Below are 25,649 nucleotides of genomic sequence, written 5' to 3'. Positions count from 1 at the left end.
ACCGCCGGATAAGACCAGCGCATTTCCGACAAGTGCGATTGATGTTCAGCCCTTGCGTGCCAGGTCTTTCAGCGCGTCACCGGTTAGACGATAGACGGTCCATTCGTCCTGTGGGCGCGCGCCCAGGCTGCGGTAGAAGCCGATCGCAGGCTCGTTCCAGTCGAGCACCGACCATTCCAGTCGTCCACAGTCGCGCTCGACTGCCAGTCGTGCCAGTTCCGTGAGCAGTGCCTTGCCCAGCCCGGCGCCGCGGGCGGCGGGGCGTACGTAGAGGTCTTCGAGGTAGATGCCGGGCTGGCTCAGCCAGGTCGAGTAGTTGTGGAAGAACAGCGCGAACCCCTCGGGAGTGCCGTCCACTTCGCCGATCAGCACTTCGGCGTACGGACGCGGACCGAACAGATGGTCGTGCATACGCTGGGCGTCGGCCTTGACTTCATGGACAAGCTTTTCGTAGTCGGCCAGTTCACGGATCAGCTCGAGGATCAGCGGGATGTCGTCAGGGATGGCGGGGCGCAAGGTGACGCGAGGCATGGGCAATTCCTTGTGGAGCGAAATCCGTCGAGCATGCCCGGCCCTTCGCGTTGCTGGCAACTGGAGCGTCAGTAGCGCTCCAGGCTCTCGACCCAGACCAGTTCACAGGCGCCTGCTCCGGTGTCTTCGCGGGTCAGCGAGCTGACCCAGCGCCAGCCGTCGTCGCCTTCCACGCGCACCAGCTTGCCGGACAGGCGGATGTGCTCGCCGGCGCTGACCCCGGCCAGGGTGCGCGCCACGCTGTCGTTCGCCGGGATCATGTGCATGTTGGCGGCGTGAGTTTCCAGCTCGCGGCGGGGGATCGGCAGTGTATCGGCATGCCAGTAGAACCAGCGGTTGCCCTGGCTGATGCGGATACTGGCCAGCACGCGCGGATCGTCCATCGGGCCCCAGCCGAGGGCCAGGTCGGTGGGAGAGAGCTCGGCCTCACGGCCCAGGCGGTAGTCCTCGCGGCTGAGCACCCGCGCCTCGATGCTGAACTCCTGCAGCGGGTAGATCGAGTAGCGCTCGACGCGGAAGCCGCCATTGGACAGGGTCTGGCTCTGCGGCTGCGGCGCGTGGGGGTGTTCGGTCGGCCACAGCCACCAGAAGCCGGTCGCCAGGCAGGCCAGCAGGAACAGGGTCGATCGCTTCATCGAAGGCTCCGTGGATGAGCGAATTCTAGGTCGGAATCGACCCCTCTTGCATCGGCTCCCGCGCTGGTTATGCTGGGCGCCGATTTCCCCGCCTGCCCGGAGTAGTGGCGCCATGTCCCGTCGTTTGCCCGTGATCCTCCTGCTGCTCGCCCTGGCGCTCTGGCTGGCCGCCAGCTATGGCGTGCGTTTCGGGCTGATGGAGGACAGCCGCTGGGTCGGCCTCTGCGCCGACGAGGCCACGCGCTGGGAGTGTGGCGTGCGTTCGCAGCTCGGCTGGGCGATCCACTTCGGCGTGTTCGGCAAGCTGGCGCTGGGGCTTTCGCTGCTGGCCTTCTTCGTCCCGCGCCGGGCGGGCTGGTGGCTGGCCGTGCTGGCGATGCTGGTCACGCTGCCGGCGCTGGTCTTGTACAACGCCGGTCTCGCCGTGTTCGCGGTGGTACTGGCCGGGTTGCGCCTGGTCCGGGCGACGTCGTGATCCGACGCAGCGCGCTGCTTCTGCTGGCGCTGCCGGTACTGGCAGTGGGGCGGGATTTCCCCGCGGAAGGCGAGGCGTGCATCGCGGCCAATTCCGGTGCGGACTCGGTGTACTGCCTCACGCAGCTGTACTACCAGAGCAACCACGAGCTTCGCCGCCTGGAAGACCGTCTCGTCGCGCAGTCCACGCAGCGCCTGCGGGAGGACCGGATCACCCGCACTCACCACGAGCAGGCTGTTTCCTCGCTGCGCGACGCCGCCCGGCGCTACGCGACATTCAGCGAGCGCCAGTGCGATTTCGAGGTGGGCTATTCCGGCGCCGCCGCTTCAGGTGCGCAGCAGGTCTTCTATCGCTGCTTGCTGCGGCTCAACCAGGGACGGCGGGATTATCTGCAGGGTGCGCTGAACGGCGCGGACTCGCCGTCAGGCGCACACCGCGCAGCAGGGCGCCGACCAGCAGCAGGCTCACGGCCGCCCAGCCCAGTGCCTGCAGGTTGCTCAAGCCTTCCAGGGCCAGCTGCGCGGGCATTCCGACCGCGATGACCAGCGCCAGCAGCAGCGCTTCACGCCGTGGTACCGCGACCGGTCGGCACAGGTAGACAAGCGCCGGGAACAGCAGCGCCGCGCTGGGGAAGCTGCGATAGCGCGCATCGAAGACCATTCCGAGCATCAGCACTGCGCCGGCGAAACCGGCGATTGCCAGCCATAGGCCGGCGCGGCCCTGCAGCCACTCATAAGCCTTCGATCGCCAGCCCGTGCGGGCCGAGAGGGCCAGGCAGGCATGCAGCAGCACCAACAGGTTGAGGCTGACCAGCGCCGCCGCCCAGAGCCATTCGCCCCAGAAGCGGCTGGTGATCACCGACAGCTCCAGCCACAGGCCGATGCAGCCTGCGCCCAGCGCGGCGGCCAGGGGCAGGAGAAAGGCGTGGCGGGGAGAGGCGGGACGCCCGCCGGCCAGCAGCCCACCGAGCAGGACGACACCGCAAAGTCCCAGCCACAGCGGCCAGCCGGGCAGGTTGCTGACCGGGCCGGCGAGCACGCCTTTTTCCTCGCGGTCGGCGCTGAACAGGCCCCAGTAGCCACCCACCGCGCCTTCGCTCTGGCGCTTCCAGGGCTGGTCAAAGGCCTCGATCAGGTTGTAGTGCCAGCCTTTCTCCTCGGCCATGTGCACGAACCCGCGGATGAAGCGCGCCTCGTTGACGCGACTGGGCAGGGCGGTCTCGCGCTGGCGGCCTTCGCTGGGCCAGCCGGTCTCGCCGATCAGGATGTCCTTGGGCGCGAACTCGCGGCCGAAATCCTCGCGGATCTTCGCCACGTGGGCGAGGGCGTCGTCGATGCCGCTGGGGTTGTCTTCCCAGTACGGCAGCAGGTGGATGGTAACGAAGTCCACCGCCGGAGCGATTTCCGGGTGCTGGTGCCAGAACTCCCAGACATCGGCGTAGGTCACCGGCTGGTGCACCTGGGCTTTCACCTGGTGGATAAGTCCGGCCAGGTAGCGTCCGGTGACTTCCTTGCGCAGCAGGGTTTCGTTGCCGACGATCACCGCCTGCACCACGTCCGGATACTGGTTCGCGGCCTTGATCAGCGCCTCGATCTCACGCGCGGTGTCCACCGGGTTGCCGTTGACCCAGGCACCGAGCATCAGCTTCAGCCCGTGCTTGCGGGCCAGCGCGGGAATGCCTTCCAGACCGGTCATGGAGTAGGTGCGCACGCAATCGAAGCGTGTTGCCAGCAGCGCCAGGTCGGCGTCCATCTGCTCCGGGCGCAGGACGAAGGGCTGGTCGAAGGGCGATTGGTCCTTGGCGAATGGACTGTAGGACGCGCATTGCAGCTTGTGCGTAGGCGTCGCGGCGTCCGGCAGGATCACCGGTTTACCCAGGCCGTACCAGAGCCCGACAAGGGCGAGCAGGGCCAGCAGCAGGGCGAGGCAATAGGGGAGGAGCGGAAAGCGCGGGGAGTTGGGCATGTGGGCACGCGAACCGTGGCGAGGCGCGCATCTTAGCAATGCCGCCGGCCGCCGTCAGTGCCCGCACGGAGCACTCAGGCGTGGCGATGATTCCACGGGTGCGCCGGCACCGATTCGCTCGCGGTATTGCCCTCGATGCGCTTCCAGAATTTCTCGTGGAAGTGGAAACCCACGGCGTTGCACAGCGGCTCGACCACCGCGACCAGGCCGCCCACGGTGATGCTGCCGGTCAACGCGTAGGCGAAGCTGAAGGCGATGATGAAGTGCATCAGGGTGAAGGTGACGGTCTTGAGCATGGCGGTGATCCTCCAGTCGAGAATGATTCTCCGTTGCTGAAAGACTACTGCGGGGGAACTCCGCCGGGTAATCGAGCCTCTGCATGGAGGCGATAGGCCGGCAGCGCGGTCGTGGTTGGAATGGCGCGGTCGCGGATGGACGAGTTCTGTCGCGGATCGGACCGTTTGGCGTCGCTCTCAGAGCAGTTCGCCATCAGGGGGCGCCGATCATGATGGGGCGGCCAAGACCGCGAAATGCGCCGGGTTCGCCCGGACGCGCCGATAAAATCACGGGGAGAAAACCATGCGAATGATGCGACGCCTGTTGGGCCTGGGCGCAGGGCTGGTGCTGTCGGCGGCAGCCGGGCTGGCCGGTGCGGCGGCCAAGCCGGAAATCACCATCGGTTACGTGGACGGCTGGTCGGACAGCGTGGCGACCACGCACGTTGCCGCCGAGATCATGCGCGAGAAGCTCGGCTACCAGGTCAAGCTGATGCCGGTCGCCGCCGGGATCATGTGGCAGGGTGTGGCGCGCGGCAAGCTCGACGCCATGCTCTCGGCCTGGCTGCCGGTCACCCACGGTGCCTACTACGAGAAGATGAAGGACAAGGTCACCAACCTGGGCGTGAACTACCCGGGCGCGAAGATCGGCCTGATCGTGCCCGAGTACGTGAAAGCCAACAGCATTGCCGACCTGCAGGCGCAGAAGGATGACTTCGGTGGCCGCATCGTCGGCATCGACGCCGGTGCCGGGGTGATGCTCAAGACTGACCAGGCGATCAAGGACTACGGCCTGGACTACAAGTTGGTGGCCAGTTCCGGCAGCGGCATGATCGCCGAACTGACCCGCGCGGAGAACGACAAGAAGGCCATCGCCGTCACTGGCTGGATTCCGCACTGGATGTTCGCCAAGTGGAAGCTGAAGTTCCTTGAAGACCCGAAAAAGGTCTACGGCGACGAGGAGCACGTCGACAGCGTCGCCAACCCGGCGCTGGAGAAGAAGGCGCCGGAAGTCTGGGCCTTCCTGAAGAAATTCCAGTGGAAGGATGGCCAGGAAATCGGCGAAGTCATGCTCGCGGTGCAGAACGGCGAGAAGCCGGAAGTGGCCGCCAAGAAGTGGGTGGAAGCGCATCCGGATCGCGTGAAGGAATGGCTGTAAGCAGCTAGACTGCGCTTACACGCAACACAGAAAAATCCCCCGCGAACCCAAGATTCGCGGGGGATTTTTTCATGGCTACAAAAGCAGCATGCTATTCGACGTGGCTGTAAGCACAGGCTGACGCCGATTCGCCAATGAAATTCAGACAGGGCCTATAGCGCACCATATTCTGGAGGAGGTAAAAGCGGACTTCTCATGACATGGATGCCTGCACAATGAACCTTTGGTTCCCTCCCGCTATCTCTACTGGCCGCTCCGCCCCACCGAACAAAATTTCACCAACTCGCTCGACTGTAAGTCTTATCAAGATTTCAGCAACGGAACTGTGCCCTCCGCGCCTGGAGTGAAGAAGCTCTCTCGCCATGCCCGCGCGACTTCGATTGATTACGCATCGAATATAGATAAACCATTCAAGCCAATCTGGATCAAAAATATTAAATGAACACGCCGAAATTTATCCCCTCATCAGCAGCGTTACTTTTATTCAGTCTCAGTGGTTGTGCGCAAACCGCTGTTTTTTCTCCGCCGCCCAATAGTGAACAAGTCACAGTCACGGTCAAAGTTCCCAAGGACTTGGCAGCGGACACCCTGCGGGTGATGTATCGCTCCGCCAAATGCCCCAGCAAGGAATCCGCCGACGGACGCCCCTACGAGATAGACGGCTTCTATCCCATCGACGTGGAGCCAAAGCAGGTGGGGCAAAGCGATCTGTATGAAGCCAAGTTGGCCAGGGACGGTGGTGGTGCCTGCCAGTGGAAATTGAGCAATGTGACTTTTGGGGTGCGTTACGCAAGCACGGTGCAATTTGGGACGAATGTGAAATACGGATGGGGCGGAGGAGTAATCGTCATCTTTGATGAAAACTTGCCGCAAGAAAGATCAATGGAGCGTATCAGAGACGTCAAGGGCGACATAGAAATCAGCAGCGATTACTACCCCTGGATTTTAGAAAGCCATCTTGGAGGTTATGAGAAGACAATTTCAATACTTGGGCTTCAAGATGTCATTACCTATAGGTCTTTTGACGCAAGAAACATTATTTTCACTCCAAATTTTCACGAAAACCAGATAGTACGAACTGAAGGTGTAAAAAAGAAAGGAGAGCAAGCCAGAAATATATACCCAGACGGATCAGTAGTGACTACCAACTCAAGACCCAGCATAAGAAGACTGCAAACCTCCAGCACTAACAAATAAATCATACTCAAGGATGACCTCTTATGTCTGAATACTCCCATCGCACCGATACACTCTGCCCCGTAAAAATTGTAAATGTTCGCGGCAAGCAGATTCTTCACTGGCTGGAGTTCCAGTTGCTTGATGAGCAGGGCGATCCGCTGCCCCACCAGCCTTACCGCGCCATCAACGACGCGGTGCGTTGTGGAGAAATCCCCGAATTCAGCGGGCAAAGCGATGCACAGGGGATTGTTCGCCTGGAGGGCCTCAAACCCATTGCCGTGACATTATGGCTGACAGCCGAGCCGCTGGCTGAGGTGATGCAGACCCGCCGCTTGCGTGCGGAGCGCCGCGAGCAGCAGCGAGAACTGGTGTATGCCTATACCTACGACGGCCAACCACCAAAGTCTCCGGTTGAAAAGCGGGCGAGGGAAGCAGGGCACGTCTACCACTACTTGCGAATTGGCCACCTGTGCGACCGCCTGCCTAAGATCGATCCGGAGTGGACCGATGATCAGCCGCCAGCCTTCCACTTCCCCGACCCCGAGTGCAGCGGATTTACCGTTAACGCCGAGGCGCTGGACCGTCGCCACCTGTTGGAAATCTGCCCGTTCCGAGCCTGGAACCTGGTGCTGCACCACCAGCCCGAGTACAGCATGGCCAATGCCTATAACCTGGGCCTGATGGCGGACCTCACCTACACCGAGGTGACTTACAAGGAGAGCAAGAAAAAGCAGCCGCGGGCATCCATCGAACTGACCGGCTCAGTCGAAGAGTTCTTCTTCCGTCAATGCCTGGACCTATCTCGCACCCCCTCCTTTCCGCCGCCAACGCCCGGCGGCGAATGGATGCCGGCCCTGGTGGTGGATGTACCCTTCAGCGAGCGCTACACCACGGCCGTGATGCTGGATGCTCGCACGGCTTCGGTACCCAAGGGCGAACCGAACATTCCATTCCACATCATCAAGAACACCCAACTGTTCTATGCCAGTAACCAGTCCCAGCTCATGGTGGCCTGGCGTGGAACTCTGGAGTTCCATGACTGGTTGACCGACATCCTGTACCAACCTGTAGAGGCCAATGGCACGCACTGCGAAACCAAGGCGCCCTGCACTCAGCTGACCAACAAAGGCAAGGTGCATTTCGGCTTCCTACAAGGGTTTGAAGTAGCTAAACGCCTATTTGCTAATGACTTCATCAGCATTGAACGTCTGCTAATAGGAAAGCGATTATTCATCTGCGGTCATAGCCTCGGCGGTGCACTAGGCCTGATCCACTCAGCCGAACTGAAGGACCGTGAGCCCTTGCTCTACACCTACGGCATGCCACGCACGTTCACCGCCATGGCGATGCAGAACCTGCGCTTCCCGCACTTCCGCCATATCAACGACGCCGACCCGATCCCCTGCGTGCCACCTGAAGCGGCGCTGGATAACTGGCTGTATGACGCACTCGGCCCGCTGGGCCCAGACCTGGGTTACCTGTGGTCTCTTGCGCAGCTGCCCGTCAGCAAGATCGCGGAATTCGGCGACCCATTCTGGCACCACGGCAACTCAGTCCTGTTCTTCAGGGCCCAGCAAAGCCGGCAGGCCAAGGAGGCGCAGTCCTCCGGCCAGCGAGGCAGTGATGGCTCTCGCCTGCCACAACAGCGCGTGCTCACCATGCCCCTGCCGGCCACGGCCAAGCTCTACCTGGTGCCCAGTCTGAGCGATGAGAAGAGCCAGTATGCCAACGAACAACAGAAGGCTTTCATCCAGTCGCTATCGCGGGACAGCCTGAAAAAACACTTTCCGCCCTACAGCAACCCGAAGACCGGCATCCACAGCATCAATCCGGCTGATCACTTCATGAGCTCGCGCTATCTGCCCTTCCTGCACAACCAGCTGCTGGAACTCTGCGCACCGGATAAGAAGATGCGTCGCAAGGAAGAGCGGGCGCAATTCAAAAAACAAATGGACGAAAGATCCGTGAACAGCCCCGAAGAGGAACGCACGCGCAACGAGCTATTCCTCGCCCTGCAGGACCTGTTGCCCATGGCCATGGGCATGACCAGGCAGCTCGAAGGAGGTGCCGATGCGATCCAGCGTTTCGCCGCCCTGGAGCGGGAATCCGGCGAGCCCATCGAGCATATCTACAAGAAGCGTCCCCCTCAGGAGTGACGGCATGAACAACATTCTGATCCACCCCGGCCAGTTCCCGCTGCAGCAGGTGACCTACCGCGTCAGCCAATACGATGGCAGCCCACATTCCTTCGTGCTCTATCGGGTCACCACCCGCGAACGCAAGGTCTACGAGGGCGTCACCGATCGCCACGGCATCACTCAGCCCATTCCCACCCGCTATCCGGACGAGATGAACATCGTATTTCCCAATAGCGTCAACGAAGAGGAACGGTAAGCATGAAAGCCCCCATCCATGGTGCCAGCAGCGCCCTGCTGATGTTCGTCAGTCTCACGGGCTGCGCCCAACAACCCTCCTTTGCTCCTGTTCCCGGCGGCGAGCAGGTGACCATTAGTATCAGAGTGCCGCAGGACTTGGCGGCGGACAGCATGCGAGTGATGTATCGCTCCGCCAAATGCACGAGCAAGGAGTCGGCCGATGGAGTGCCCTATGAGATAGACGGTTTCTATCCCATCGACGTTGACCCCAAGCAGGTGGGGCAGAGTGACGTCTATGAAGCCAAGCTGGCCAGAGACGGTGGCGGTACCTGCCAGTGGACATTGAGCAATGTGACCTTTGGGGTTCATTACGCTAATACAACGCAATTTGGCGAGAGTGTTACTGCTGGAGGGGGGGGGGGCATAATCGTGGCCTTCGATAACAACCCTCCACAACGAAGATCAATGTACTCACCAACTGTTGTAAATGGAGATTTATTGATCAACGAAGAATATTTTCCTTGGGTAGATCAACAGTTCAGAGGACATTACGAAACGCAGGTCTGGCTTGCAGGAAAAGGAGAAATCTATCGTTCTTACCGAGCCCCAAGAGCTAAGGAGGTGAAATTTGAACCCATACTTCACGCTAACACTGTCGTTCACTCCATCTGGCCAAAAGATCACGTTATCGGGAAATACATTGAGTTCTCCTACCCCGATGGCAGCGTCATCGCCGACGGCAGCAGTGAGCCTGACTTCGACAAGCTCCAAGCCATCCGCCTCAAGCAATCACAATGATTCCTTGTCGGTGGATTCTCGCTATTGACGCCAGCCTGCGCGGGAAAATCTTCGCGTGCTACGGCACACGACGATTTTCCGAGGCTCGCCCCGTGCGGGCCTTTTTTCCTGCCGAAGCGTCTATTCCGGGCTTGTTCGCACATCGTGGCGCAACGCTACGACTAAAGTCGTCTGGAGCCCTTGCAGCGCTCAAATAAATTAGGGATCGACGACATCCGCGTCATCCCCGCTGTGAGGACAAGAACAAAATGAACGACAGCATCTACCAGCGGATTGATACCAATCCGCGCTTCAAAGAGCTGGTGGCCAAGCGCGAGCGATTCGCCTGGCTGCTCTCCCTGATCATGTTGGGCCTGTACGTGGTCTTCATCCTGCTCATCGCCTTCCAGCCGCAGCTGCTCGGCGCGAAGATCAGTGCCGATTCGTCCGTCACCTGGGGCATCCCCATGGGCGTCGGGCTGATCCTTTCGGCCTTCGTGCTCACCGGCATCTACGTGCGTCGGGCGAACGGTGAATTCGACCGCCTCAACCAGGAAATCCTCAAGGAGGCCCAGCAATGAAAGGCCGAATTTCTGCGGCGCTCGTGCTGGCCGCTTTCGCACCGTCACTCTGGGCTGACGCCCTTACCGGCGAGGTACAGCGCCAGCCGCTGAACGTCTCCGCCATCGTCATGTTCGTCGCCTTCGTTGGCCTGACCCTGTGCATCACCTACTGGGCCTCCAAACGCAGCAAGTCCGCCGCTGACTTCTACACCGCCGGCGGCAGCATCACCGGCTTCCAGAACGGCCTGGCAATCGCCGGCGACTACATGTCCGCCGCGTCCTTCCTCGGCATTTCCGCGCTGGTGTTCACCTCCGGCTACGACGGCCTGATCTACTCCATCGGCTTCCTCGTCGGCTGGCCGATCATCCTCTTCCTGATCGCCGAACGCCTGCGCAACCTGGGCAAGTACACCTTCGCCGACGTGGCCTCCTACCGCCTCAAGCAGAAGGACATCCGCACCCTGTCCGCCTGCGGCTCGCTGGTGGTCGTGGCCTTCTACCTGATTGCGCAGATGGTCGGCGCCGGCAAGCTCATCGAGCTGCTGTTCGGCCTGAACTACCACGTCGCTGTGGTGCTGGTCGGCATCCTGATGGTCCTCTACGTGCTGTTCGGCGGCATGCTCGCCACCACCTGGGTCCAGATCATCAAGGCCGTGTTGCTGCTCTCGGGCGCCACCTTCATGGCGATCATGGTGCTCAAGCACGTCAACTTCGACATCAGCACCCTGTTCTCCGAAGCCATCAAGGTGCATCCGAAGGGCGAGTCGATCATGAGCCCCGGCGGCTTGGTGAAGGACCCGATCTCTGCGTTTTCCCTGGGCTTTGCGCTGATGTTCGGCACCGCCGGCCTGCCGCATATCCTGATGCGCTTCTTCACCGTCAGTGACGCCAAGGAGGCCCGCAAGTCGGTGTTCTTCGCCACTGGCTTCATCGGCTACTTCTACATCCTGACCTTCATTATCGGCTTCGGCGCGATCCTGCTGGTCAGCACCAATCCTGATTTCAAGGACGCCACCGGCGCGCTGCTGGGCGGCAACAACATGGCAGCGGTGCACCTGGCCGATGCCGTGGGCGGCAGCCTGTTCCTGGGCTTCATCTCCGCCGTGGCCTTCGCCACCATCCTGGCGGTGGTTGCCGGCCTGACCCTGGCCGGCGCCTCGGCCGTGTCCCATGACCTGTACGCCAGTGTGCTGAAAGGTGGCAAGGCCAACGAGAAGGACGAGCTGCGCGTGTCGAAGATCACCACCGTGTGCCTCGGCGTGGTCGCGATCATCCTCGGCATCCTGTTCGAGAAGCAGAACATTGCCTTCATGGTCGGCCTGGCCTTCTCCATCGCCGCCAGCTGCAACTTCCCGGTGCTGCTGCTCTCCATGTACTGGAAGAAGCTGACCACGCGCGGCGCGAAGATCGGCGGCTGGATGGGCCTGATCACGGCCGTCGTGCTGATGATCCTCGGCCCGACTATCTGGGTGCAGATCCTCGGCCACGAGAAGCCCATCTACCCGTTCGAATACCCGGCGCTGTTCTCCATGGCCGTGGCCTTCATTGGTATCTGGTTCTTCTCCATCACCGACAAGTCCACTGCGGCCGACGAAGAGCGCGCGCGTTTCTTCCCGCAGTTCATCCGCTCGCAGACCGGCCTGGGTGCCACGGGCGCCGTTGCCCACTGACAGTCTGAGCTAACCTGCCGGGGCCGGGGGTGGTGACACCTCCGGCCCCGCTTTTTTGACAGGGACGGATGACGGATGTCCGACGATTTCAACTTCGCTTCGCCCCCCTTCGACCAGCTCCGCCCGCTGGAGCGCGAGCAGCTGCGCGACGCGCTGAGCGTGGGCTATTACACGGTCGACGAGGTGTTGCTGGAGGCCGGTGCGCCGGTGCCGTGCCTGTTCGTCCTGATGAAGGGCGTGATCGAGGAGCGCGGCGAGGACGGCAAGCTGTTCGCCCAGTACGGTGCCGAGGACCTGTTCGATGTGCGCGGACTGTTCTCCGGCAGCAGCAAGCACCGTTACCAGGCGGTGGAAGAGAGCATCGTCTACGAACTGCCTGCTGCGGTCTTCCACCAGCTCTGCACGGACAACCCGCAGTTCGCCCGCTTCTTCCGCGCCGACCTGGCCAGCAAGCGTCAGCTGGAACGCCGTGACGGACAGAATCTCGCCGAATTCATCCTCACCCGCATCGCCCCGGAACACTTGTTGCCCGCCATCGAAGTCGAGCCGACTTTACCGCTGGGCGATGCGGCGCGCCTGCAACTCGGCCGTGGCGCGGACGCACTGCTGGTACGCGAGGACGGCGCGCTGGGCATCGTCACCCGCACCGACCTGATGACCGCGCATTTCCGCGACGGCTTCAGCGAGGCACAGCCCATCGGCCCCTTGGCACACCGTCCGTTGAGCCACGTCGAACTGGGCGACTTCCTCTTCGACGCGATGATCCTCATGACCCGCCAGCGCATCGAACGCGTGGCGGTGTGTGACGAGGGCAGGGTGGTCGGCCTGCTGCACCTGACCCAGGTGCTCAGCCTGTTCTCCACCCATTCCCACGTGCTGGCGCTGCGCATCGCCCGGGCTGAGAGCGAGGCCGAGCTGCGTGCCGCGGCGGAGACCCTGCACGCGTTGATCGCGACCCTGGCGGGCAATGGCATCCGCCTGCGCTTCATCATGCAACTGGTCAGCGCCCTCAACGAACAGCTGCTCGAGCGCCTCTTCGAGCTGCAGGTGCCACCCGTACTGCGCGGTCGCTGCTGCCTGCTGGTGATGGGCAGCGAAGGGCGCGCGGAGCAACTGCTCAAGACCGACCAGGACAACGCACTGATCCTCGACGACGGCCTGCCGGTGGAGCAGGGCCTGCTGTTGATGCAGCGCTTCTCCGCTGCGCTGCTGGAGTTCGGTTATCCCCCGTGCCCCGGTGGCGTGATGGCCAGCCGTCCGGACTGGTGCAAGCCGCTGTCGGAATGGCAGCGCGAGTTGCGCGAGCTGCCGCTGCAAGGGCGCCCCGAACAGCTGATGCGCCTGTCGATTCTCGCCGACGCCTGGCCGGTAGCGGGCAACCGGCGTCTGTTCGATGGCCTGCGTGAATGCCTGTGCGCGCTGGCTGGTGACAGCAGTCGCTGGATGAGCGACCTGGCGCTGCCAGCCCTGCAGTTCGACACGCCGTTGACCTTCCTCGGCCAGCTCAAGACCCAGGACGCGCACCTGGATGTGAAGCGTGGCGGCCTCTTCCCCATCGTCCATGGCGCCCGCGTGCTGGCCGTGCGCGAAGGGCTGGAGGAGCGCGGTACCCTCGGTCGCCTCGCCACCCTGAAAGGGCTCGGTGTGCTGGATGGATCGCTGGTCGACAACCTGGTCGAATCCTTCGAGCTGTTCCTTCAACTGCGCCTGCGCCAGCAACTGGACGGCCAGCGCGACGGGCGCGAGCAGGGCCTCGATGTGTCCCGCCTGAGCCGCCACGAGCGTGACCTGCTGCGCTTCGGGCTGCACACGGTGAAGAAGTTCAAGCAGAGCCTGACCCGCCAATTCCACCTGGAGACCCGATGAGCGCCTGCGTTGTTGCACCCGATCCGCACTGGTCGGCCTGGCGTCGCCGTCTCTACTGGTGGCGGCACGATCCGGCGGACGCCGAGGAACTGGTCTCGCTGGATCTGGAGACCACCAGTCTCGATCCGCGCAAGGCCGACATCCTCAGCATCGGTGCGGTGGTGATCCGACGCGGCAAGCTGATTCTCGGCGAACGCCTGGAGCTGCTGGTGGAGCCGCCACCGTCACTGGATGGCGACTCGATCCGCATTCACAAGCTGCGCCGTGCCGACCTTGAAGGCCAGTTGCCGCTGGTGGAGGCGCTGCGTCGGGTGCAGGCGTTCATCGGCGATCGGCCGTTGCTGGGCTATTACCTGTCCTTCGATGTTGCCGTACTGCGCCGGCACCTGCGCGAGCAGCTCGACGCGCGACTGGAAAACCCCCGTGTCGAGGTCTCCGAGATCTACCACCGCAAGATGAGCCGACGCTTCCCCGACCTGCACCTGGACCTGCGTTTCGACACCCTGGCGCGCAACCTGGACATCCCCGTTGAAGGTCGCCACACCGCCATCGGCGACGCGCGCACCGCCGCACTGATGTTCCTGCGCCTGCGCAAGGGCTCGCTGCCCCGCGACCTGAGCTGAGCCCGAGCGCGCGCAGATTCTTTGAATCTTCCGCGCCCCGTCCCGGTCGGAAATTACAAGCGCTGGCCTATCGCACCTCCGCGAGCCATCGCCCCTCGTCGACTGAAAGAGGAGAGACGATATGGGACTCGGGACCATCCTGTTGATCATTCTGATCTTGATGCTGATCGGCGGCCTGCCGGTCTTCCCCCACTCGCGCAACTGGGGTTACGGCCCTTCCGGTGTGATCGGCGTGGTGCTGGTCGTGCTGCTGGTATTGCTGCTGCTCGGAAGGATCTGAGTCGGATCCCCTGGCGCGTGACGGGCCGCTCCTGTGTCCGTGCGGTTTCGTCACAGCGCCGATACGCCACAGGGTGATTCGTCGCACAGCCCGGCGGCAGTGCCTGTACTAAGATGCTGGGCCTTTGCCGTCAGGGAGTTGTAGGGATGCTGGGCGTTGTACTGGTTGTGCTGGGCGTGGTGTGGTTGCTCGTCCAGTGCGGGCTGGGCCTGCCACCGCTGGCCGAAGCCATGACCCTGGACCCGGTGGTCAACCCGGACCGCTACTGGCAGTTCGCCTTCCTCGGCCCGGCCATTCCCGTCGCCCTGGGCGTCTTCCTCCTGCGCTACCGCATCAGGCGCTTCGCCCAGCTCAAGCGCGAGCGCGTCAACTGCGCCGCCCACCTGCTCGTCTCTGCCGGTATCGCCCTGGTGCTGGGCAAGCTCTGCGTGCTCCTGCAGGCCTGACCGGCCTCCCTCGAAGCGCTAGTGCGCCGGCGGTTTGCCAGGGGCATTCAGCGCCCTGATTTCGCCGCTGAAAGCGGAAAGCCTTGGTTACACTTCGGGCCACAGTCGTCGACAAAACCGTTGTCGAGCATCCGTCCTGAACACGACAAGAAAAGGCAGACCTCCCCTATGCAAAATCGCATCATGATTACCGGCGCCGGTTCCGGCCTCGGTCGCGAAATCGCCCTGCGCTGGGCCCGCGAGGGCTGGAAGCTGGCGCTGGCCGACGTCAACGAAGCAGGCCTGCAGGAAACCCTGAAACTCGTGCGCGAAGCCGGCGGTGACGGTTTCGTCCAGCGCTGCGACGTGCGTGACTACAGCCAGCTGACCCAGCTGGCGCAGTCCTGTGAAGAGAAATTCGGTGGCATCGACATCATCGTCAACAATGCCGGCGTCGCTTCCGGCGGCTTCTTCAGCGAACTGTCGCTGGAAGACTGGGACTGGCAGATCTCGATCAACCTGATGGGCGTGGTCAAAGGCTGCAAGGCTTTCCTGCCGCTGCTGGAGAAGAGCAAGGGGCGCATCATCAACATTGCTTCCATGGCGGCGCTGATGCAGGGCCCGGCGATGAGCAACTACAACGTGGCGAAGGCCGGTGTGGTCGCCCTCTCGGAAAGCCTGCTGGCCGACCTCAGCCTGGTGGACGTGAAGGTCCACGTGGTCTGCCCGTCGTTCTTCCAGACCAACCTGCTGGACTCCTTCCGCGGCCCGAGCCCGGAGATGAAGACCCAGGTCGGCAAGCTGCTGGAAAGCTCGCCGATCAGTGCCGCCGATATTGCCGACTACATCCATCAGGAAGTGGCCCGCGACGTCTTCATGATCCTGCCCCACGAGCAGGGCCGCATGGCTTGGCAGATCAAGCAGCAGAACCCGCAGGCGATCTACGACGAGATGGCGAAGATGGCGGAGAAGATGCAGGCCAAGCGCCGCAGTCTTTCGTGATCGAAGGGCGTTTTTGCCCCCTTTCGGTGCAGCGAAAGACGGGGCTTGCCCAGGCCGGTGCAAAGGGTTAGTTTTAGTCACCGGCCTGCCTGGCTGATGTACGTTGGACCCCGGTGAAAGCCCCGCACATTTCGCGGGGCTTTTGCTTTTTCGGGCTACTGCGCAGCTGTGGGGATTCGCGCTTTGCGCCATGACAGGCCTGTGTTAGAAGGCTCCGGTGTCATTGAAGGAAGAACCCGCTTGCACTCCGAATCCATCGTCTATGGCTGCATCCGCGACTGGCCCGGCGACTCGATGGAGCGCCGCCTGCGCCGCGCCGCCAATCGCAAGGTGCTCGACAGCCTGCCCATGGGCGAAGCCTGGCCGTTCCTCGGCCGCGAAATGTTCAGCCGCTGCGAGACTGAAGGCGCTGGTCTGTACCAGTCCCAGGTGATCCATTTCGGCGCCAGCTATCAGACCATCGAATACGAGTGGAAGCTCTGGGTCGAACAGTTCGAAGCCCTGCTGCGTCGCCTGTACTGGGCCAGCGCGGTGGTCCACCTGGAAACCGAGGTCAACGGCAGCCACACCTTCCGCTGGGAGTCCGAGAACGGCTTCCACAGCCCGCGCGAAGGCGAACTGAAAGTGCGCTGCGCCTGGGAACGTGAGGGCGGCCTGCGCGGCTGAGCCCAACGGCTGTCTTCAAGACGGCGCTGAAAAGGAAAGACCGCTGTGATCAACTACCTCTGGTTCGTCCTCGCCGCATTCTGCGAGATCGCGGGCTGCTACGCCTTCTACCTCTGGCTGCGCCTGGACAAGAGCGTCCTGTGGATAATTCCCGGTCTGCTCAGCCTGACGGTCTTCGCGCTGCTGCTGACCCGCGTCGAGGCGAACTATGCCGGGCGCGCCTATGCCGCGTACGGTGGCATCTACGTCGCCGCGTCGCTGTTCTGGCTGGCTTTCGTGGAGAAGAGTCGCCCGCTGTGGAGCGACTGGGTCGGTGTCGCGCTGTGCGTGATCGGCGCCAGCGTCGTGCTGCTCGGGCCGCGTCTCGCGCCCTGAACTGCCCAGCTTCTGGCGCATAACGCCGTTCGCGTTATGCGCTCTGCGCCGTACTTCCATCTTGCCGCTGAGTTTCTTCGCAGGATGGGGGAGCTTGCGATACCCATGCTGTGGACGCGCTCCAAAGCCCTTGGTTTTCGGCGCGCCCCGGGAGCGGGCCAAGCCCGCGATCGCGCTCATGGGGCGCTCCAGGAGGGAGGCGGTGCAACGCTTTAACCCCGGCTCAGTCCTCCAGCCACTCCTTCGGCACTTCGCTTTTCAGCATCAGTTGGCACTGCTGGCTGTCCGGCTCGAAGACGATCACCGCCTCGCCGCGCTTGAGTGCATGGCGCGCGCGCTCCACGCGTACGTCCAGCGGCGTGTCGTCGCCGTTGTCGGTGCCTTCGCGGGTGACGAAGTCTTCCAGCAGGTTGTTGAGGGTGTCGGCTTCGATGAGCTCGAAGGGAATCAGCATGGCGGGCTACTCATGAATCGCACTCGAAATCGCAGCGCGGGATTGTAGTCCCGCGCTGCGCCGAGTGCAGCCTTACTTCTTGCTCTTGTCCACGTCCTTGCCACTGCTCCTCTCAGAGGCGTCGCCGCTGTCGATCAGGTGGTCCACCGGCGGCACATGGGTGGTGCTTTCCATGTGAACCGGATGTTCCAGCTGCTTGCTGAAGCGCTCCAGCGTGCCCTCGCTGGGTTCCGCGTCGCTGTCGAAGACCGGTGGGCTGAGCATGTAGGCAGTCAGCAGTTTCGCCAGGGCGGCGAGGCTGTCGATGTGCGTGCGCTCGTAGCCGTGGGTGGCATCGCAGCCGAAGGCCAGCAGGGCGGTGCGGATGTCGTGGCCGGCGGTGATCGCCGACTGCGCGTCGCTGTGGTAGTAGCGGAACAGGTCCCGTCGCACGGCGACCTCGTGGCGTTCGCCCAGGCGCAGCAGGTGGCGCGAGAGATGAAAATCGTAGGGGCCACCGGAGTCCTGCAGCGCCACGCTCACCGCGTGCTCGCTGGAGTTCTGTCCCTCTGCCACCGGGGCGATGTCGATGCCGACGAACTCGCTCACGTCCCAGGGCAATGCGCCGGCTGCGCCGGAGCCGATTTCCTCGGTGATGGTAAACAGCGGGTGGCAGTCGATGGGCGGCACCTGGCCGCTTTCCACGATGGCCTTCAGTGCGGCCAGCAGCGCGGCGACGCCAGCCTTGTCGTCGAGATGGCGGGCACTGATGTGGCCGCTTTCGGTGAATTCCGGCAGGGGGTCAAAGGCGACGAAATCGCCGATGGCGATACCCAGGGACTCGCTGTCGGCGCGGCTGGCGGTGTAGGTGTCCAGGCGCAGCTCGACGTGATCCCAGCTGATCGGCAGGGTATCCACGGCGGTATTGAAGGCGTGTCCGGACGCCAGCAGCGGCAGCACGCTGCCACGGAACACGCCGTTCTCGCAGAATACCGTGACCCGGCTGCCCTCGGCGAAGCGGCTCGACCAGCAGCCCACCGGCGCCAGGGCCAGACGACCGTTGGGCTTGATCTCGCGGACGATGGCGCCAATGGTGTCCAGGTGTGCCGAGACGGCGCGGTCCGGGCTCTTGCGCCGGCCCAGCAGGGTCGCGCGGATGGTCCCGCGGCGGGTCATCTCGAAGGGCACGCCGATTTCCTCCAGCCGCTCGGCGACATAGCGCACGATGGTGTCGGTAAAACCGGTGGGGCTGGGGATGGCGAGCATTTCCAGCAGCACGCGCTGCAGGTAGTTCAGGTCCGGTTGTGGCAATGGGGTCATGCCGGGGCCTCCACGTTGGAATGCGGCTGGTCACGGTTGTCGCGGTGCAGCAGTTCGCGGCTCAGCGGGAAGAGCAGGTCGACGAAGCGCTCGGCGGTGGGCTGTGGTTCATGGTTGGCCAGCCCGGGCCGCTCGTTGGCTTCGATGATCACGTAGTCCGGCTGGTCGGCCTCGGTGACCAGCAGATCGAGGCCGGTGACCGGAATCTCCAGCGCTCGCGCGGCACGGATGGCGGCGTCGGCCAGCGTCGGGTGCAAGCGCTCGGTGACGTCTTCCAGGGTGCCGCCGGTGTGCAGGTTGGCGGTGCGCCGCACGGCCAGGCGCTGGCCGCTGGGCAGTACGTCGTCGTAGCTGAAGCCGGCGGCGCTCAGGGTGCGTTCGGTTTCGCCGTCCAGTGGAATGCGGCTTTCGCCACCGGTGGCGGCCTGGCGGCGGCGGCTCTGTGCTTCGATCAGCTTGCGGATGCTGTGCCGGCCATCGCCGATCACTTCGGCGGGGCGGCGGATGGCGGCGGCCACCACTTCATAGCCGATCACCACGATGCGCAGGTCCTGCCCGGGGTGGTAGCTCTCGAGGATCACCCGGGTGTCGAACTGCTTCGCGTGGGCAATGGCGTTTTCCACGTCCTCTGGCGTGCGCAGGTCCACGGCGACGCCCTGGCCCTGTTCGCCGTCTACCGGTTTGACCACCAGGGCGCCGTGCTCGTCGAGGAAGGCGGCGTTTTCTTCCGCGCTGCCCGCCAGGCGCTGTTGCGGTTGACGCAGGCCGGCCCGGTCGAGGGCGCGGTGGGTGAGGGTCTTGTCCTGGCACAGACTCATGCTCACGGCGCTGGTGAGGTCGCACAGCGATTCGCGGCAGCGGATACGCCGACCGCCCTGGGTCAGGGTGAAAAGACCAGCGTCGGCGTCCTGCACCTGCACCTCGATACCGCGCCGATGGGATTCGTCGACGATGATCCTCGCGTAGGGGTTGAGGCCTTCCTCCGGGCCGGGGCCGAGGAACAGCGACTGGTTGATGCCGTTCTTGCATTTCACCGCGAAGGTCGGCAGCTCGCGGAAGCGCAGCTTGCGGTACAGCGACTTGGCCTGCTGGTTGCCGTGCAGCACCGACAGGTCGAGATACGCCAGGCCTCGGCTCATGAAGTGCTCGATCAGGTGGCGCACCAACGCCTCGCCGACGCCGGGCCGGCTGGATTGTGGGTCCACCGCCAGGCACCACAGGCTGGAGCCGCCCTCCGGGTCGCGGAAAGCCTTGGCGTGGTTGATACCCATGACCGTGCCGATCACCGTACCGGTCTCGGCGTCTTCCGCCAGCCAGTAGGCCGGGCCGCCCTGGTGGCGCGGGGTGACGTTGGATGGATCGACCGGCAGCATGCCGCGCGACAGGTACAGGCGGTTGATCGCCGCCCAGTCGTCGTCGCTGTGCACGCGGCGGATACGGAAGCCGCGGAAGGGCCGGCGCGCTGGGCGATACTCTGTGAACCACAGGCGCAGCGCGTCGGACGGATCGAGAAACAGTTGCTGCGGGGCGTGGGCCAGGACCTGTTGCGGTGCGGCCACGTAGAGGGCGATGTCGCGTTCACCCGGTTGTTCGTTGAGCAGCTCGGCGGCGAGCTTGTCGGGGCTGGAGAAGGTGTGGCCGATCAGCAGGCGCCCCCAGCCGCACTGCAGGATCAACGGGCCGTGGCTTTCCGCGTGGTCACCGGCGAAGCGCGCCTGCAGCCGCTCGTAGGTCGGCGTCTGGCCGCGCAGCAGCCGCTGGTTGTGGGGATGGGGCAGGTTGGAATGAGGTTTCATCGTGCGCTCCCTGATAAGCATCTGTCCTGGGCTGAAGGGAAAGGCGGCGCCAATTGGCGCCGCCGGGCTCTAGAGGCCTTGCTCCGTCAGCCAGAGGTTGAGGGCCGCCAACTGCCACAACTTGGATCCACGCAGTGGGGTGAGGTCGCTCGCCGGGTCGCTGAGCAGGCGATCGAACATCGCCGTCTCGAACAACCCACGGTCCTGGCTCGGGTCCAGCAGCAGTTCGCTGACCCAGGCGCGGGTATTGCCTTGCAGGTGCTTCAGGCCCGGCACCGGGAAGTAGCCCTTGGGCCGGTCGATCACCTCGCTGGGAATGACCTTGCGCGCGGCGGCCTTGAGCACTTGCTTGCCGCCATCGCCGAGCTTGAAGCGCGACGGGATGCGTGCCGACAGTTCCGCGACGCGGTAGTCGAGGAACGGCACGCGGGCCTCCAGGCCCCAGGCCATGGTCATGTTGTCCACCCGCTTGACCGGGTCGTCGACCAGCATGATGGTGCTGTCCAGGCGCAGCGCCTTGTCCACCGGGTCTTCCGCGCCCGGCTGGGCGAAGTGCTCGCGGACGAACTCGCTGGCCACGTCCTCCACCCGCAGGGCTTCGCGCACGGTGTCCCGGTACTCGCCGTGCGTGCGGTCGAAGAAGGCGGCACGATAGGCCTGCAGCGGGTCTTTCGCGCCCGCGACCTTCGGGTACCAGTGGTAGCCGGCGAACAGCTCGTCGGCGCCCTGGCCGCTCTGCACCACCTTGCAGTGCTTCGAGACTTCCCGCGAGAGGAGGTAGAAGGCGATGCAGTCGTGGCTGACCATCGGCTCGCTCATGGCGCGGAAGGCCGCCGGCAACTGCGAGATGACTTCGTTCTCGTCGATGCGCAGCTGGTGGTGGCGGGTCCCGTAGCGCCGGGCGATCAGGTCGGAGTACTGGAACTCGTCGCCGCGCTCGCCGCCGGCATCCTCGAAGCCGATGGAGAAGGTCAGCAGGTCCTCGACCCCGGCCTCGTGCAGCAGGCCGACCAGCAGGCTGGAGTCCACCCCGCCGGAGAGCAGCACACCGACTTCGCGGGCGGCGCGCTGACGCACGCTCACGGCATCGCGCAGGCTGGTGAGCAGGTGGTCTTCCCAGTCGTCCAGGGTCAGTTCGCGCTCATCGGGCAGCGGGCCGTAGTCCAGGGCCCACCAGCGCTGGCGCTCGGTGTGGCCGTCGGCGTCGATGGTCATCCAGGTGGCTGGCGGCAGCTTCTGCACCTCGGCCAGCAGGGTACGCGGCGCGGGTACCACGGCGTGGAAGTTGAGGTAGTGGTTGAGCGCCACCGGGTCCAGCGCCGGGTCGATATCGCCGCCCTTGAGCAGCGCTGGCAGGCTGGAGGCGAAGCGCAGGCGCTTGCCGGTCTGCGACAGGTACAGGGGCTTGATGCCGAGGCGGTCGCGAGCGATGAACAGGCGCCGTTTGTCGCGTTCCCAGATGGCGAAGGCGAACATGCCATTGAGGCGTGGCAATAGTTGTTCACCCCAGGCGTGGTATCCCTTGAGAAGTACTTCGGTGTCGCCTCCGGAAAAGAAGCGGTACCCAAGGGCTTCCAGCTCGCCGCGCAGTTCGGGGTAGTTGTAGATTGCCCCGTTGAACACCAGCGACAGGCCCAGCGCGGTGTCGATCATCGGCTGACCGGAGGCTTCGGCCAGGTCCATGATCTTCAGCCGTCGGTGTCCCAGAGCCACCGGCCCCTCGCTATGGAAGCCCCACGCGTCGGGACCTCGCGGGGCAAGGTGATGGGTGATGCGTTCGACCGCGGCAAGGTCCGCAGCCTGTTTATCGAAACGTAACTCTCCTGCTATTCCGCACATGTCCTTACCGGATCTCCGTTGGGGATGAAGTGGGTGGCGCCTCAGGGACGCCTTAGGGGATGACCCATCGATCCAGCGAGAGTTCTATTTGATTTCATTGAGGAAAAATGACGGAGCAGCAGGTGGACTGAGATGGCCGACAGCAAGACTTCGATGCGCAACGCCCACGCACTCGCCATGCTGCAAGCCCTGAGACGGCTACAGCAGGCAGCTGAAGTGCACTCCAAGAGCCTGGGCCGCGATGGCGAACTGACACCGCTGCAGCTGCTGATCCTGCAGGTGGTGGAGCTGGAAGGAGAGATGACCGCTGGTCAGTTGGCACGGCAGGTGGCGTTGTCGCAGTCGTCCATCTCCAGTGCGCTGACCCGCCTGGAGTGCAAGGGGCTGCTGAGCCGCCGGCGCGATGAGGATGATCGGCGCAAGCAGTGGCTGAGCCTCGATTCGGGCGGGCGCAAGGCGCTCAAGCACGGCCCGGCCCTGTTGCCCGAACATGCCCTGGAGCGTTTTGCCGGGCTGCCGGAGTGGGAGCAGCACGCAATCCTTGCCGGGCTGCTACGCGCCGCGGAGCTGTTCGAGACGCCGGGAACCGGCGTCGAGGAAGAAGAGGAGTTCTGAGGCTGGCTTGAGCGCTATCAGCTCATCAGCTTCTGCGCCGCCAGCGACAGGCTGACGGCTACCAGCATCAGCGCGAACAGGCGTTGCAACGTTGCGCCGCCCAGGCGTACCGCCAGGCGATTGCCGAACAGCACGCCGAGCGCGCCGCCTGCCGCCAGGCAGGCCAGCAATGACAGTGGTGGCTGTGCGTGGGTCAGGTAGAGCAGGAAACCGCCACCGGAGACCAGCGCGATCACCGCCATGGAGGTCGCCGTCGCCGCCAGCATCGACAGTGGCGTGAACCACAGCAGACCGGGCACGATCAGGAAGCCGCCGCCCACGCCCATCAGGCCGGACAGCAATCCCACCGCCAGGCCGACGCCCAGCAGCGGGCCATTGCGCGTCGCCTGGCCGCCCTGGCGCTCCTGCTGCGAGCCTTTCCACATGCGCCACGCCGACCACAGCACCAGCAGGCAGAAACCGACGATCAGCCAGCCATCGGGCACGAACTTGCCCAGCCACTGACCGACGGCGTTGCCCGGCCAGCCGGTGATGACCAGCCAGAACAGGGGCTTCCAGGCCACCTGGCCTTGCCGCGCGCGTGGGATGGCTCCGATGGCCGCCGACAGCGCCACGGCGCCGAGGCTGACGCCGATGGCGTCGTGCAGCGGCAGGTGCAGGCTGAGCAGCAGGGGCAGCGCCACCAGCGAGCCGCCGGCGCCGGTCAGGCCCAGCAGCAGCCCGAGGATCAGGCCGATAGCGGAGGATTCAAGCAGCAGTGCATCCATGTCGGTGGTCCGCTCTGGAAGCTGGCGCGACTTTCGAGAGGCCGCGCGGTGATCAGGCGTTCTTCTGGCCGCGCACCACGTCGCGCAGGAAGAAACGGTTCGGGTGGCATGCCTCGGCGACGGCGCGAGGCACTGGCAGTGGCTCGTCATCGATCCAGGCCGCCAGCAATTCGCCGGCCAGCGGGGCGGTGACCAGTCCGCGCGAGCCGTGGGCGCTGTTCAGGTACAGGCCGTCGAGCCAGGGACAGGGGGTCTCCGGGACCTGGCGCGCATCCTTGCCGAGCACGGCGTAAGCCTGGGCAAACGCGTCGCGATCCGCCAGCGGGCCCACCAGCGGCAGGTAATCAGGCGTGGTGCAGCGGAAGGCGGCACGGCCCTGCAACGTCGCCGGGTCGAGCTGGGCGATGTGCAGGCGCTCGCTCAGGTCTGTGGATATCTCCGCCAGCAGGTCGAGGTTGCCCAAGTGTTCTTCCAATGATGGCTCAGTGTCGTCTCGCTTGAATTCGAAACTGGCGCCCAGTGTGTGCTCGCCGTGACGCGGCGGGGCGACGTAGCCTTCGGCGCAGACCACGGTGCTCAGTGCGGCGCTCTCGGCGGTGGCGGGTACACGGGTGATCTGCCCGCGAATGCGCTTCATCGGCAGCGTCTCGGCGCCGGCGAAGCGGCGCACTTCGGCGGCGGTGGCGAGGATGGCGATCGGCGCGCTGGCGAGCTTCTGCTCGCCGCTCCAGGCACTCCAGCCATCGGCATCGCGTTGCAGGCGGACTTCCTCGCCGGTCAGCACACGGATGTTGGGATGCTGCGCGAGATGCCGGCACAGCGCGGGGGGATGTACCCAGCCGCCTTCGGGATAGTACAGCCCGCCGGCAGGCAGGCCGATACCGGCGATGGATTCGGCCGCGGGCTTGTCCAGCGGATGCAGCAGGGTGGCCGGGAAGGCGTCGGCCAGCTTGGCCTGGCGCTGGATCTCGGCGTCGTCGAAGCCCAGTTGCAGCACACCGCAATCGGACCATTGCTCACCCTTCTGCAGGCGCTGGATCAGTCGCCGCGTGTGGCCGAAACCACTGATGATCAGCCGTGAGAGCGCAGTGCCGTGGGCGGACAGCTTGAGGTAGAGCACGCCTTGCGGATTGCCGGACGCCTCCTCGGCGAGGCCCGCATGGCGTTCGATCAGCGTCACCTGCCAGCCCCGTGCGGCAAGGCTGGCGGCGCTGGCGCATCCGGCCATGCCGCCGCCGATCACCAGCGCCTCGCGCGGGCCTTTCGGTCGCGTGGGTCGGCTGTACCACGGCTTGCCGGCCGGCTGTTCGGTGCCGATGAATTCGCCTTGGGACATCTCCCATTTCTTGCCGAAGCCCAGGGTGCGACGGATCTTGAAGCCGGCGGCGCCCAGGCCGCGGCGGACGACGCCGGCGCTGGTGAAGGTGGCGAGGGTCGTGCCTGGCCCCGAAAGGCGGGCGAGCTGGGCGTAGAGCGCGTCGTTCCACATCTCCGGGTTCTTCGCCGGGGAAAAGCCGTCGAGGAACCAGGCGTCGATACGTGCGTCCAGCTCGGGCAGGGTGTCCAGCACGTCGCCCACCAGCAGGGTCAGCACCACGCGGCCGCCAGCGAAGACGAAACGCTGGAAGCCGGGGTTGATCGCCACGTACTGCTCCAGCAACGGCCCCGACAGGTGCGCCAGCTCCGGCCAGAGGGCGAAGGCGCGGCGCAGGTCCTGCTGCGTCACCGGGTACTTCTCGGTACTGACGAAGTGCAGCCGAGCGTCGCACGGGGCCTGCGCCTCGAACAGCTGCCAGGCGCAGAGGAAATTCAGCCCGGTGCCGAAGCCGGTTTCGCCGATGCACAGGCGCCCGCCGGCCGGCAGCGCGGCGAAGCGTTCGGGGAGGCGGTTGCCGTCGATGAACACGTGGTGCGTCTCGGCGATGCCGGAGTCGCGGGAGAAGTACACGTCGCCATAGACGCGGGACGTGGGCTGGCCGTTTTCGTCCCAGTCGATCTGGGCGCTGCTGATGTCGGGCATGTGAGGGCAGGCAGGGAA

General features: G+C 64.4%; 26 protein-coding genes and 1 pseudogene. 17 read left to right on the top strand and 10 right to left on the bottom strand.

The features are described 5' to 3' along the window. Positions 1-45: 45 nt before the first annotated feature. Together AC1ZV1_RS22605 and AC1ZV1_RS22600 are read right to left on the bottom strand one after the other, a co-directional pair. Positions 46-531: an N-acetyltransferase family protein gene (locus AC1ZV1_RS22605; protein WP_484293722.1), complete on the bottom strand. Its 486-nt coding sequence runs from the start codon at positions 529-531 to the stop codon at positions 46-48. Between the two features lie 68 nt (positions 532-599). After that, a complete protein-coding gene (locus AC1ZV1_RS22600; RefSeq protein ID WP_484293721.1) occupies positions 600-1,166 on the bottom strand; it encodes a hypothetical protein in 567 nt (188 codons plus the stop codon). A 112-nt stretch (positions 1,167-1,278) separates the two neighbouring features. Between AC1ZV1_RS22600 and AC1ZV1_RS22595 the strand changes: the two genes are divergently transcribed. Together AC1ZV1_RS22595 and AC1ZV1_RS22590 are read left to right on the top strand one after the other, a co-directional pair. After that, a complete protein-coding gene (locus tag AC1ZV1_RS22595; RefSeq protein ID WP_484293720.1) occupies positions 1,279-1,641 on the top strand; it encodes a hypothetical protein in 363 nt (120 codons plus the stop codon). Continuing rightward, a pseudogene (locus tag AC1ZV1_RS22590) lies at positions 1,524-1,973 on the top strand (lysozyme inhibitor LprI family protein); the annotation flags it as partial. The gene AC1ZV1_RS22595 and the pseudogene AC1ZV1_RS22590, both read left to right, overlap by 118 nt. A 34-nt stretch (positions 1,974-2,007) precedes the next feature. On the opposite strand, the gene AC1ZV1_RS22585 reads toward AC1ZV1_RS22590, so the two are convergent. After that, positions 2,008-3,606, bottom strand: a complete 1,599-nt coding sequence (locus AC1ZV1_RS22585; RefSeq protein ID WP_484293719.1) for a glycoside hydrolase family 17 protein — start codon at positions 3,604-3,606, stop codon at positions 2,008-2,010. Positions 3,607-3,680: 74 nt separating this feature from the next. After that, positions 3,681-3,902, bottom strand: coding sequence for a DUF2061 domain-containing protein (locus tag AC1ZV1_RS22580; protein WP_484293718.1), 222 nt, complete (start codon positions 3,900-3,902; stop codon positions 3,681-3,683). 283 nt (positions 3,903-4,185) lie between these two features. On the opposite strand from AC1ZV1_RS22580, the gene AC1ZV1_RS22575 reads away from it, so the two are divergent. From AC1ZV1_RS22575 to AC1ZV1_RS22510, 14 genes are all read left to right on the top strand, one after another. Beyond that, positions 4,186-5,040 (top strand): glycine betaine ABC transporter substrate-binding protein, encoded by an 855-nt coding sequence (locus tag AC1ZV1_RS22575; protein ID WP_484293717.1) that lies wholly within the window; start codon positions 4,186-4,188, stop codon positions 5,038-5,040. A gap of 438 nt (positions 5,041-5,478) precedes the next feature. Continuing rightward, a complete protein-coding gene (locus tag AC1ZV1_RS22570; RefSeq protein WP_484293716.1) occupies positions 5,479-6,237 on the top strand; it encodes a hypothetical protein in 759 nt (252 codons plus the stop codon). A gap of 23 nt (positions 6,238-6,260) precedes the next feature. Beyond that, the gene (locus tag AC1ZV1_RS22565) at positions 6,261-8,375 is read left to right on the top strand and encodes a lipase family protein (protein ID WP_484293715.1); all 2,115 of its coding nucleotides are present in this window, start codon (positions 6,261-6,263) and stop codon (positions 8,373-8,375) included. A gap of 4 nt (positions 8,376-8,379) precedes the next feature. Further along, complete coding sequence (locus AC1ZV1_RS22560) at positions 8,380-8,613, top strand: hypothetical protein (RefSeq protein WP_484293714.1); 234 nt, start codon at positions 8,380-8,382, stop codon at positions 8,611-8,613. Positions 8,614-8,615: 2 nt separating this feature from the next. Then, positions 8,616-9,392, top strand: a complete 777-nt coding sequence (locus AC1ZV1_RS22555; protein WP_484293713.1) for a hypothetical protein — start codon at positions 8,616-8,618, stop codon at positions 9,390-9,392. Positions 9,393-9,640: 248 nt separating this feature from the next. Further along, positions 9,641-9,952, top strand: coding sequence for a DUF485 domain-containing protein (locus AC1ZV1_RS22550; protein ID WP_024763446.1), 312 nt, complete (start codon positions 9,641-9,643; stop codon positions 9,950-9,952). After that, positions 9,949-11,604: a cation acetate symporter gene (locus AC1ZV1_RS22545; RefSeq protein ID WP_484293712.1), complete on the top strand. Its 1,656-nt coding sequence runs from the start codon at positions 9,949-9,951 to the stop codon at positions 11,602-11,604. The genes AC1ZV1_RS22550 and AC1ZV1_RS22545 overlap by 4 nt, the downstream gene beginning before the upstream one ends. A gap of 75 nt (positions 11,605-11,679) precedes the next feature. Next, entirely contained in the window at positions 11,680-13,470 is a 1,791-nt protein-coding gene (locus AC1ZV1_RS22540) for a DUF294 nucleotidyltransferase-like domain-containing protein (protein WP_484293711.1), read from the top strand. After that, positions 13,467-14,093, top strand: coding sequence for a 3'-5' exonuclease (locus AC1ZV1_RS22535; RefSeq protein WP_484293710.1), 627 nt, complete (start codon positions 13,467-13,469; stop codon positions 14,091-14,093). Before AC1ZV1_RS22540 ends, AC1ZV1_RS22535 begins: the two co-directional genes overlap by 4 nt. Before the next feature lie 121 nt (positions 14,094-14,214). Beyond that, on the top strand, positions 14,215-14,373 hold the full coding sequence (locus AC1ZV1_RS22530) for a DUF3309 family protein (RefSeq protein ID WP_017522017.1): 159 nt from the start codon (positions 14,215-14,217) through the stop codon (positions 14,371-14,373). A gap of 146 nt (positions 14,374-14,519) precedes the next feature. Then, positions 14,520-14,819: a hypothetical protein gene (locus tag AC1ZV1_RS22525; protein ID WP_484293709.1), complete on the top strand. Its 300-nt coding sequence runs from the start codon at positions 14,520-14,522 to the stop codon at positions 14,817-14,819. Positions 14,820-14,987: 168 nt separating this feature from the next. Continuing rightward, complete coding sequence (locus AC1ZV1_RS22520; RefSeq protein ID WP_484293708.1) at positions 14,988-15,800, top strand: SDR family oxidoreductase; 813 nt, start codon at positions 14,988-14,990, stop codon at positions 15,798-15,800. 240 nt (positions 15,801-16,040) lie between these two features. Continuing rightward, on the top strand, positions 16,041-16,466 hold the full coding sequence (locus AC1ZV1_RS22515; protein ID WP_017522014.1) for a hypothetical protein: 426 nt from the start codon (positions 16,041-16,043) through the stop codon (positions 16,464-16,466). A 45-nt stretch (positions 16,467-16,511) separates the two neighbouring features. After that, positions 16,512-16,841 (top strand): YnfA family protein, encoded by a 330-nt coding sequence (locus tag AC1ZV1_RS22510; RefSeq protein WP_484293707.1) that lies wholly within the window; start codon positions 16,512-16,514, stop codon positions 16,839-16,841. A gap of 223 nt (positions 16,842-17,064) precedes the next feature. On the opposite strand, the gene AC1ZV1_RS22505 is transcribed toward AC1ZV1_RS22510, so the two are convergent. The 4 genes from AC1ZV1_RS22505 to AC1ZV1_RS22490 form a co-directional block, all read right to left on the bottom strand. Further along, a complete protein-coding gene (locus tag AC1ZV1_RS22505; RefSeq protein ID WP_484293706.1) occupies positions 17,065-17,295 on the bottom strand; it encodes a YheU family protein in 231 nt (76 codons plus the stop codon). Positions 17,296-17,367: 72 nt separating this feature from the next. Continuing rightward, positions 17,368-18,594: an osmoprotectant NAGGN system M42 family peptidase gene (locus AC1ZV1_RS22500; protein ID WP_484293705.1), complete on the bottom strand. Its 1,227-nt coding sequence runs from the start codon at positions 18,592-18,594 to the stop codon at positions 17,368-17,370. Further along, entirely contained in the window at positions 18,591-20,390 is a 1,800-nt protein-coding gene (ngg, locus tag AC1ZV1_RS22495) for an N-acetylglutaminylglutamine synthetase (RefSeq protein WP_484293704.1), read from the bottom strand. The genes AC1ZV1_RS22500 and ngg overlap by 4 nt, the downstream gene beginning before the upstream one ends. Positions 20,391-20,459: 69 nt before the next feature. Further along, on the bottom strand, positions 20,460-22,229 hold the full coding sequence (locus AC1ZV1_RS22490) for an N-acetylglutaminylglutamine amidotransferase (RefSeq protein WP_484293703.1): 1,770 nt from the start codon (positions 22,227-22,229) through the stop codon (positions 20,460-20,462). Between the two features lie 132 nt (positions 22,230-22,361). Here AC1ZV1_RS22490 and AC1ZV1_RS22485 point away from each other — a divergent pair, with 132 nt between their 5' ends. Then, a complete protein-coding gene (locus AC1ZV1_RS22485; protein WP_484293702.1) occupies positions 22,362-22,844 on the top strand; it encodes a MarR family winged helix-turn-helix transcriptional regulator in 483 nt (160 codons plus the stop codon). 17 nt (positions 22,845-22,861) lie between these two features. On the opposite strand, the gene AC1ZV1_RS22480 is transcribed toward AC1ZV1_RS22485, so the two are convergent. Together AC1ZV1_RS22480 and mnmC are read right to left on the bottom strand one after the other, a co-directional pair. Then, positions 22,862-23,611, bottom strand: coding sequence for a sulfite exporter TauE/SafE family protein (locus tag AC1ZV1_RS22480; RefSeq protein ID WP_484293701.1), 750 nt, complete (start codon positions 23,609-23,611; stop codon positions 22,862-22,864). A 52-nt stretch (positions 23,612-23,663) separates the two neighbouring features. Then, positions 23,664-25,631 carry a bifunctional tRNA (5-methylaminomethyl-2-thiouridine)(34)-methyltransferase MnmC2/FAD-dependent 5-carboxymethylaminomethyl-2-thiouridine(34) oxidoreductase MnmC1 gene (gene mnmC / locus AC1ZV1_RS22475; protein ID WP_484293700.1) on the bottom strand — a complete coding sequence of 656 codons (1,968 nt, stop codon included), beginning with the start codon at positions 25,629-25,631 and terminating at the stop codon, positions 23,664-23,666. Positions 25,632-25,649 lie beyond the last annotated feature (18 nt).

The sequence above is a fragment of the Pseudomonas sp. BB438 genome (assembly GCF_057180225.1).
The sequence above is the reverse complement of the archived record's forward strand: the minus strand, read 5'-3'. Positions and strand labels throughout refer to the sequence as shown.

What these genes read in the sequence shown, in the direction of transcription:
- AC1ZV1_RS22605 (WP_484293722.1), bottom strand. Translation starts at nt 531, where the DNA reads ATGCCTCGCGTCACCTTGCGCCCCGCCATCCCTGACGACATCCCGCTG.
- AC1ZV1_RS22600 (WP_484293721.1), bottom strand. Translation starts at nt 1,166, where the DNA reads ATGAAGCGATCGACCCTGTTCCTGCTGGCCTGCCTGGCGACCGGCTTC.
- AC1ZV1_RS22595 (WP_484293720.1), top strand. Translation starts at nt 1,279, where the DNA reads ATGTCCCGTCGTTTGCCCGTGATCCTCCTGCTGCTCGCCCTGGCGCTC.
- AC1ZV1_RS22585 (WP_484293719.1), bottom strand. Translation starts at nt 3,606, where the DNA reads ATGCCCAACTCCCCGCGCTTTCCGCTCCTCCCCTATTGCCTCGCCCTG.
- AC1ZV1_RS22580 (WP_484293718.1), bottom strand. Translation starts at nt 3,902, where the DNA reads ATGCTCAAGACCGTCACCTTCACCCTGATGCACTTCATCATCGCCTTC.
- AC1ZV1_RS22575 (WP_484293717.1), top strand. Translation starts at nt 4,186, where the DNA reads ATGCGAATGATGCGACGCCTGTTGGGCCTGGGCGCAGGGCTGGTGCTG.
- AC1ZV1_RS22570 (WP_484293716.1), top strand. Translation starts at nt 5,479, where the DNA reads ATGAACACGCCGAAATTTATCCCCTCATCAGCAGCGTTACTTTTATTC.
- AC1ZV1_RS22565 (WP_484293715.1), top strand. Translation starts at nt 6,261, where the DNA reads ATGTCTGAATACTCCCATCGCACCGATACACTCTGCCCCGTAAAAATT.
- AC1ZV1_RS22560 (WP_484293714.1), top strand. Translation starts at nt 8,380, where the DNA reads ATGAACAACATTCTGATCCACCCCGGCCAGTTCCCGCTGCAGCAGGTG.
- AC1ZV1_RS22555 (WP_484293713.1), top strand. Translation starts at nt 8,616, where the DNA reads ATGAAAGCCCCCATCCATGGTGCCAGCAGCGCCCTGCTGATGTTCGTC.
- AC1ZV1_RS22550 (WP_024763446.1), top strand. Translation starts at nt 9,641, where the DNA reads ATGAACGACAGCATCTACCAGCGGATTGATACCAATCCGCGCTTCAAA.
- AC1ZV1_RS22545 (WP_484293712.1), top strand. Translation starts at nt 9,949, where the DNA reads ATGAAAGGCCGAATTTCTGCGGCGCTCGTGCTGGCCGCTTTCGCACCG.
- AC1ZV1_RS22540 (WP_484293711.1), top strand. Translation starts at nt 11,680, where the DNA reads ATGTCCGACGATTTCAACTTCGCTTCGCCCCCCTTCGACCAGCTCCGC.
- AC1ZV1_RS22535 (WP_484293710.1), top strand. Translation starts at nt 13,467, where the DNA reads ATGAGCGCCTGCGTTGTTGCACCCGATCCGCACTGGTCGGCCTGGCGT.
- AC1ZV1_RS22530 (WP_017522017.1), top strand. Translation starts at nt 14,215, where the DNA reads ATGGGACTCGGGACCATCCTGTTGATCATTCTGATCTTGATGCTGATC.
- AC1ZV1_RS22525 (WP_484293709.1), top strand. Translation starts at nt 14,520, where the DNA reads ATGCTGGGCGTTGTACTGGTTGTGCTGGGCGTGGTGTGGTTGCTCGTC.
- AC1ZV1_RS22520 (WP_484293708.1), top strand. Translation starts at nt 14,988, where the DNA reads ATGCAAAATCGCATCATGATTACCGGCGCCGGTTCCGGCCTCGGTCGC.
- AC1ZV1_RS22505 (WP_484293706.1), bottom strand. Translation starts at nt 17,295, where the DNA reads ATGCTGATTCCCTTCGAGCTCATCGAAGCCGACACCCTCAACAACCTG.
- AC1ZV1_RS22500 (WP_484293705.1), bottom strand. Translation starts at nt 18,594, where the DNA reads ATGACCCCATTGCCACAACCGGACCTGAACTACCTGCAGCGCGTGCTG.
- ngg (WP_484293704.1), bottom strand. Translation starts at nt 20,390, where the DNA reads ATGAAACCTCATTCCAACCTGCCCCATCCCCACAACCAGCGGCTGCTG.
- AC1ZV1_RS22490 (WP_484293703.1), bottom strand. Translation starts at nt 22,229, where the DNA reads ATGTGCGGAATAGCAGGAGAGTTACGTTTCGATAAACAGGCTGCGGAC.
- AC1ZV1_RS22485 (WP_484293702.1), top strand. Translation starts at nt 22,362, where the DNA reads ATGGCCGACAGCAAGACTTCGATGCGCAACGCCCACGCACTCGCCATG.
- AC1ZV1_RS22480 (WP_484293701.1), bottom strand. Translation starts at nt 23,611, where the DNA reads ATGGATGCACTGCTGCTTGAATCCTCCGCTATCGGCCTGATCCTCGGG.
- mnmC (WP_484293700.1), bottom strand. Translation starts at nt 25,631, where the DNA reads ATGCCCGACATCAGCAGCGCCCAGATCGACTGGGACGAAAACGGCCAG.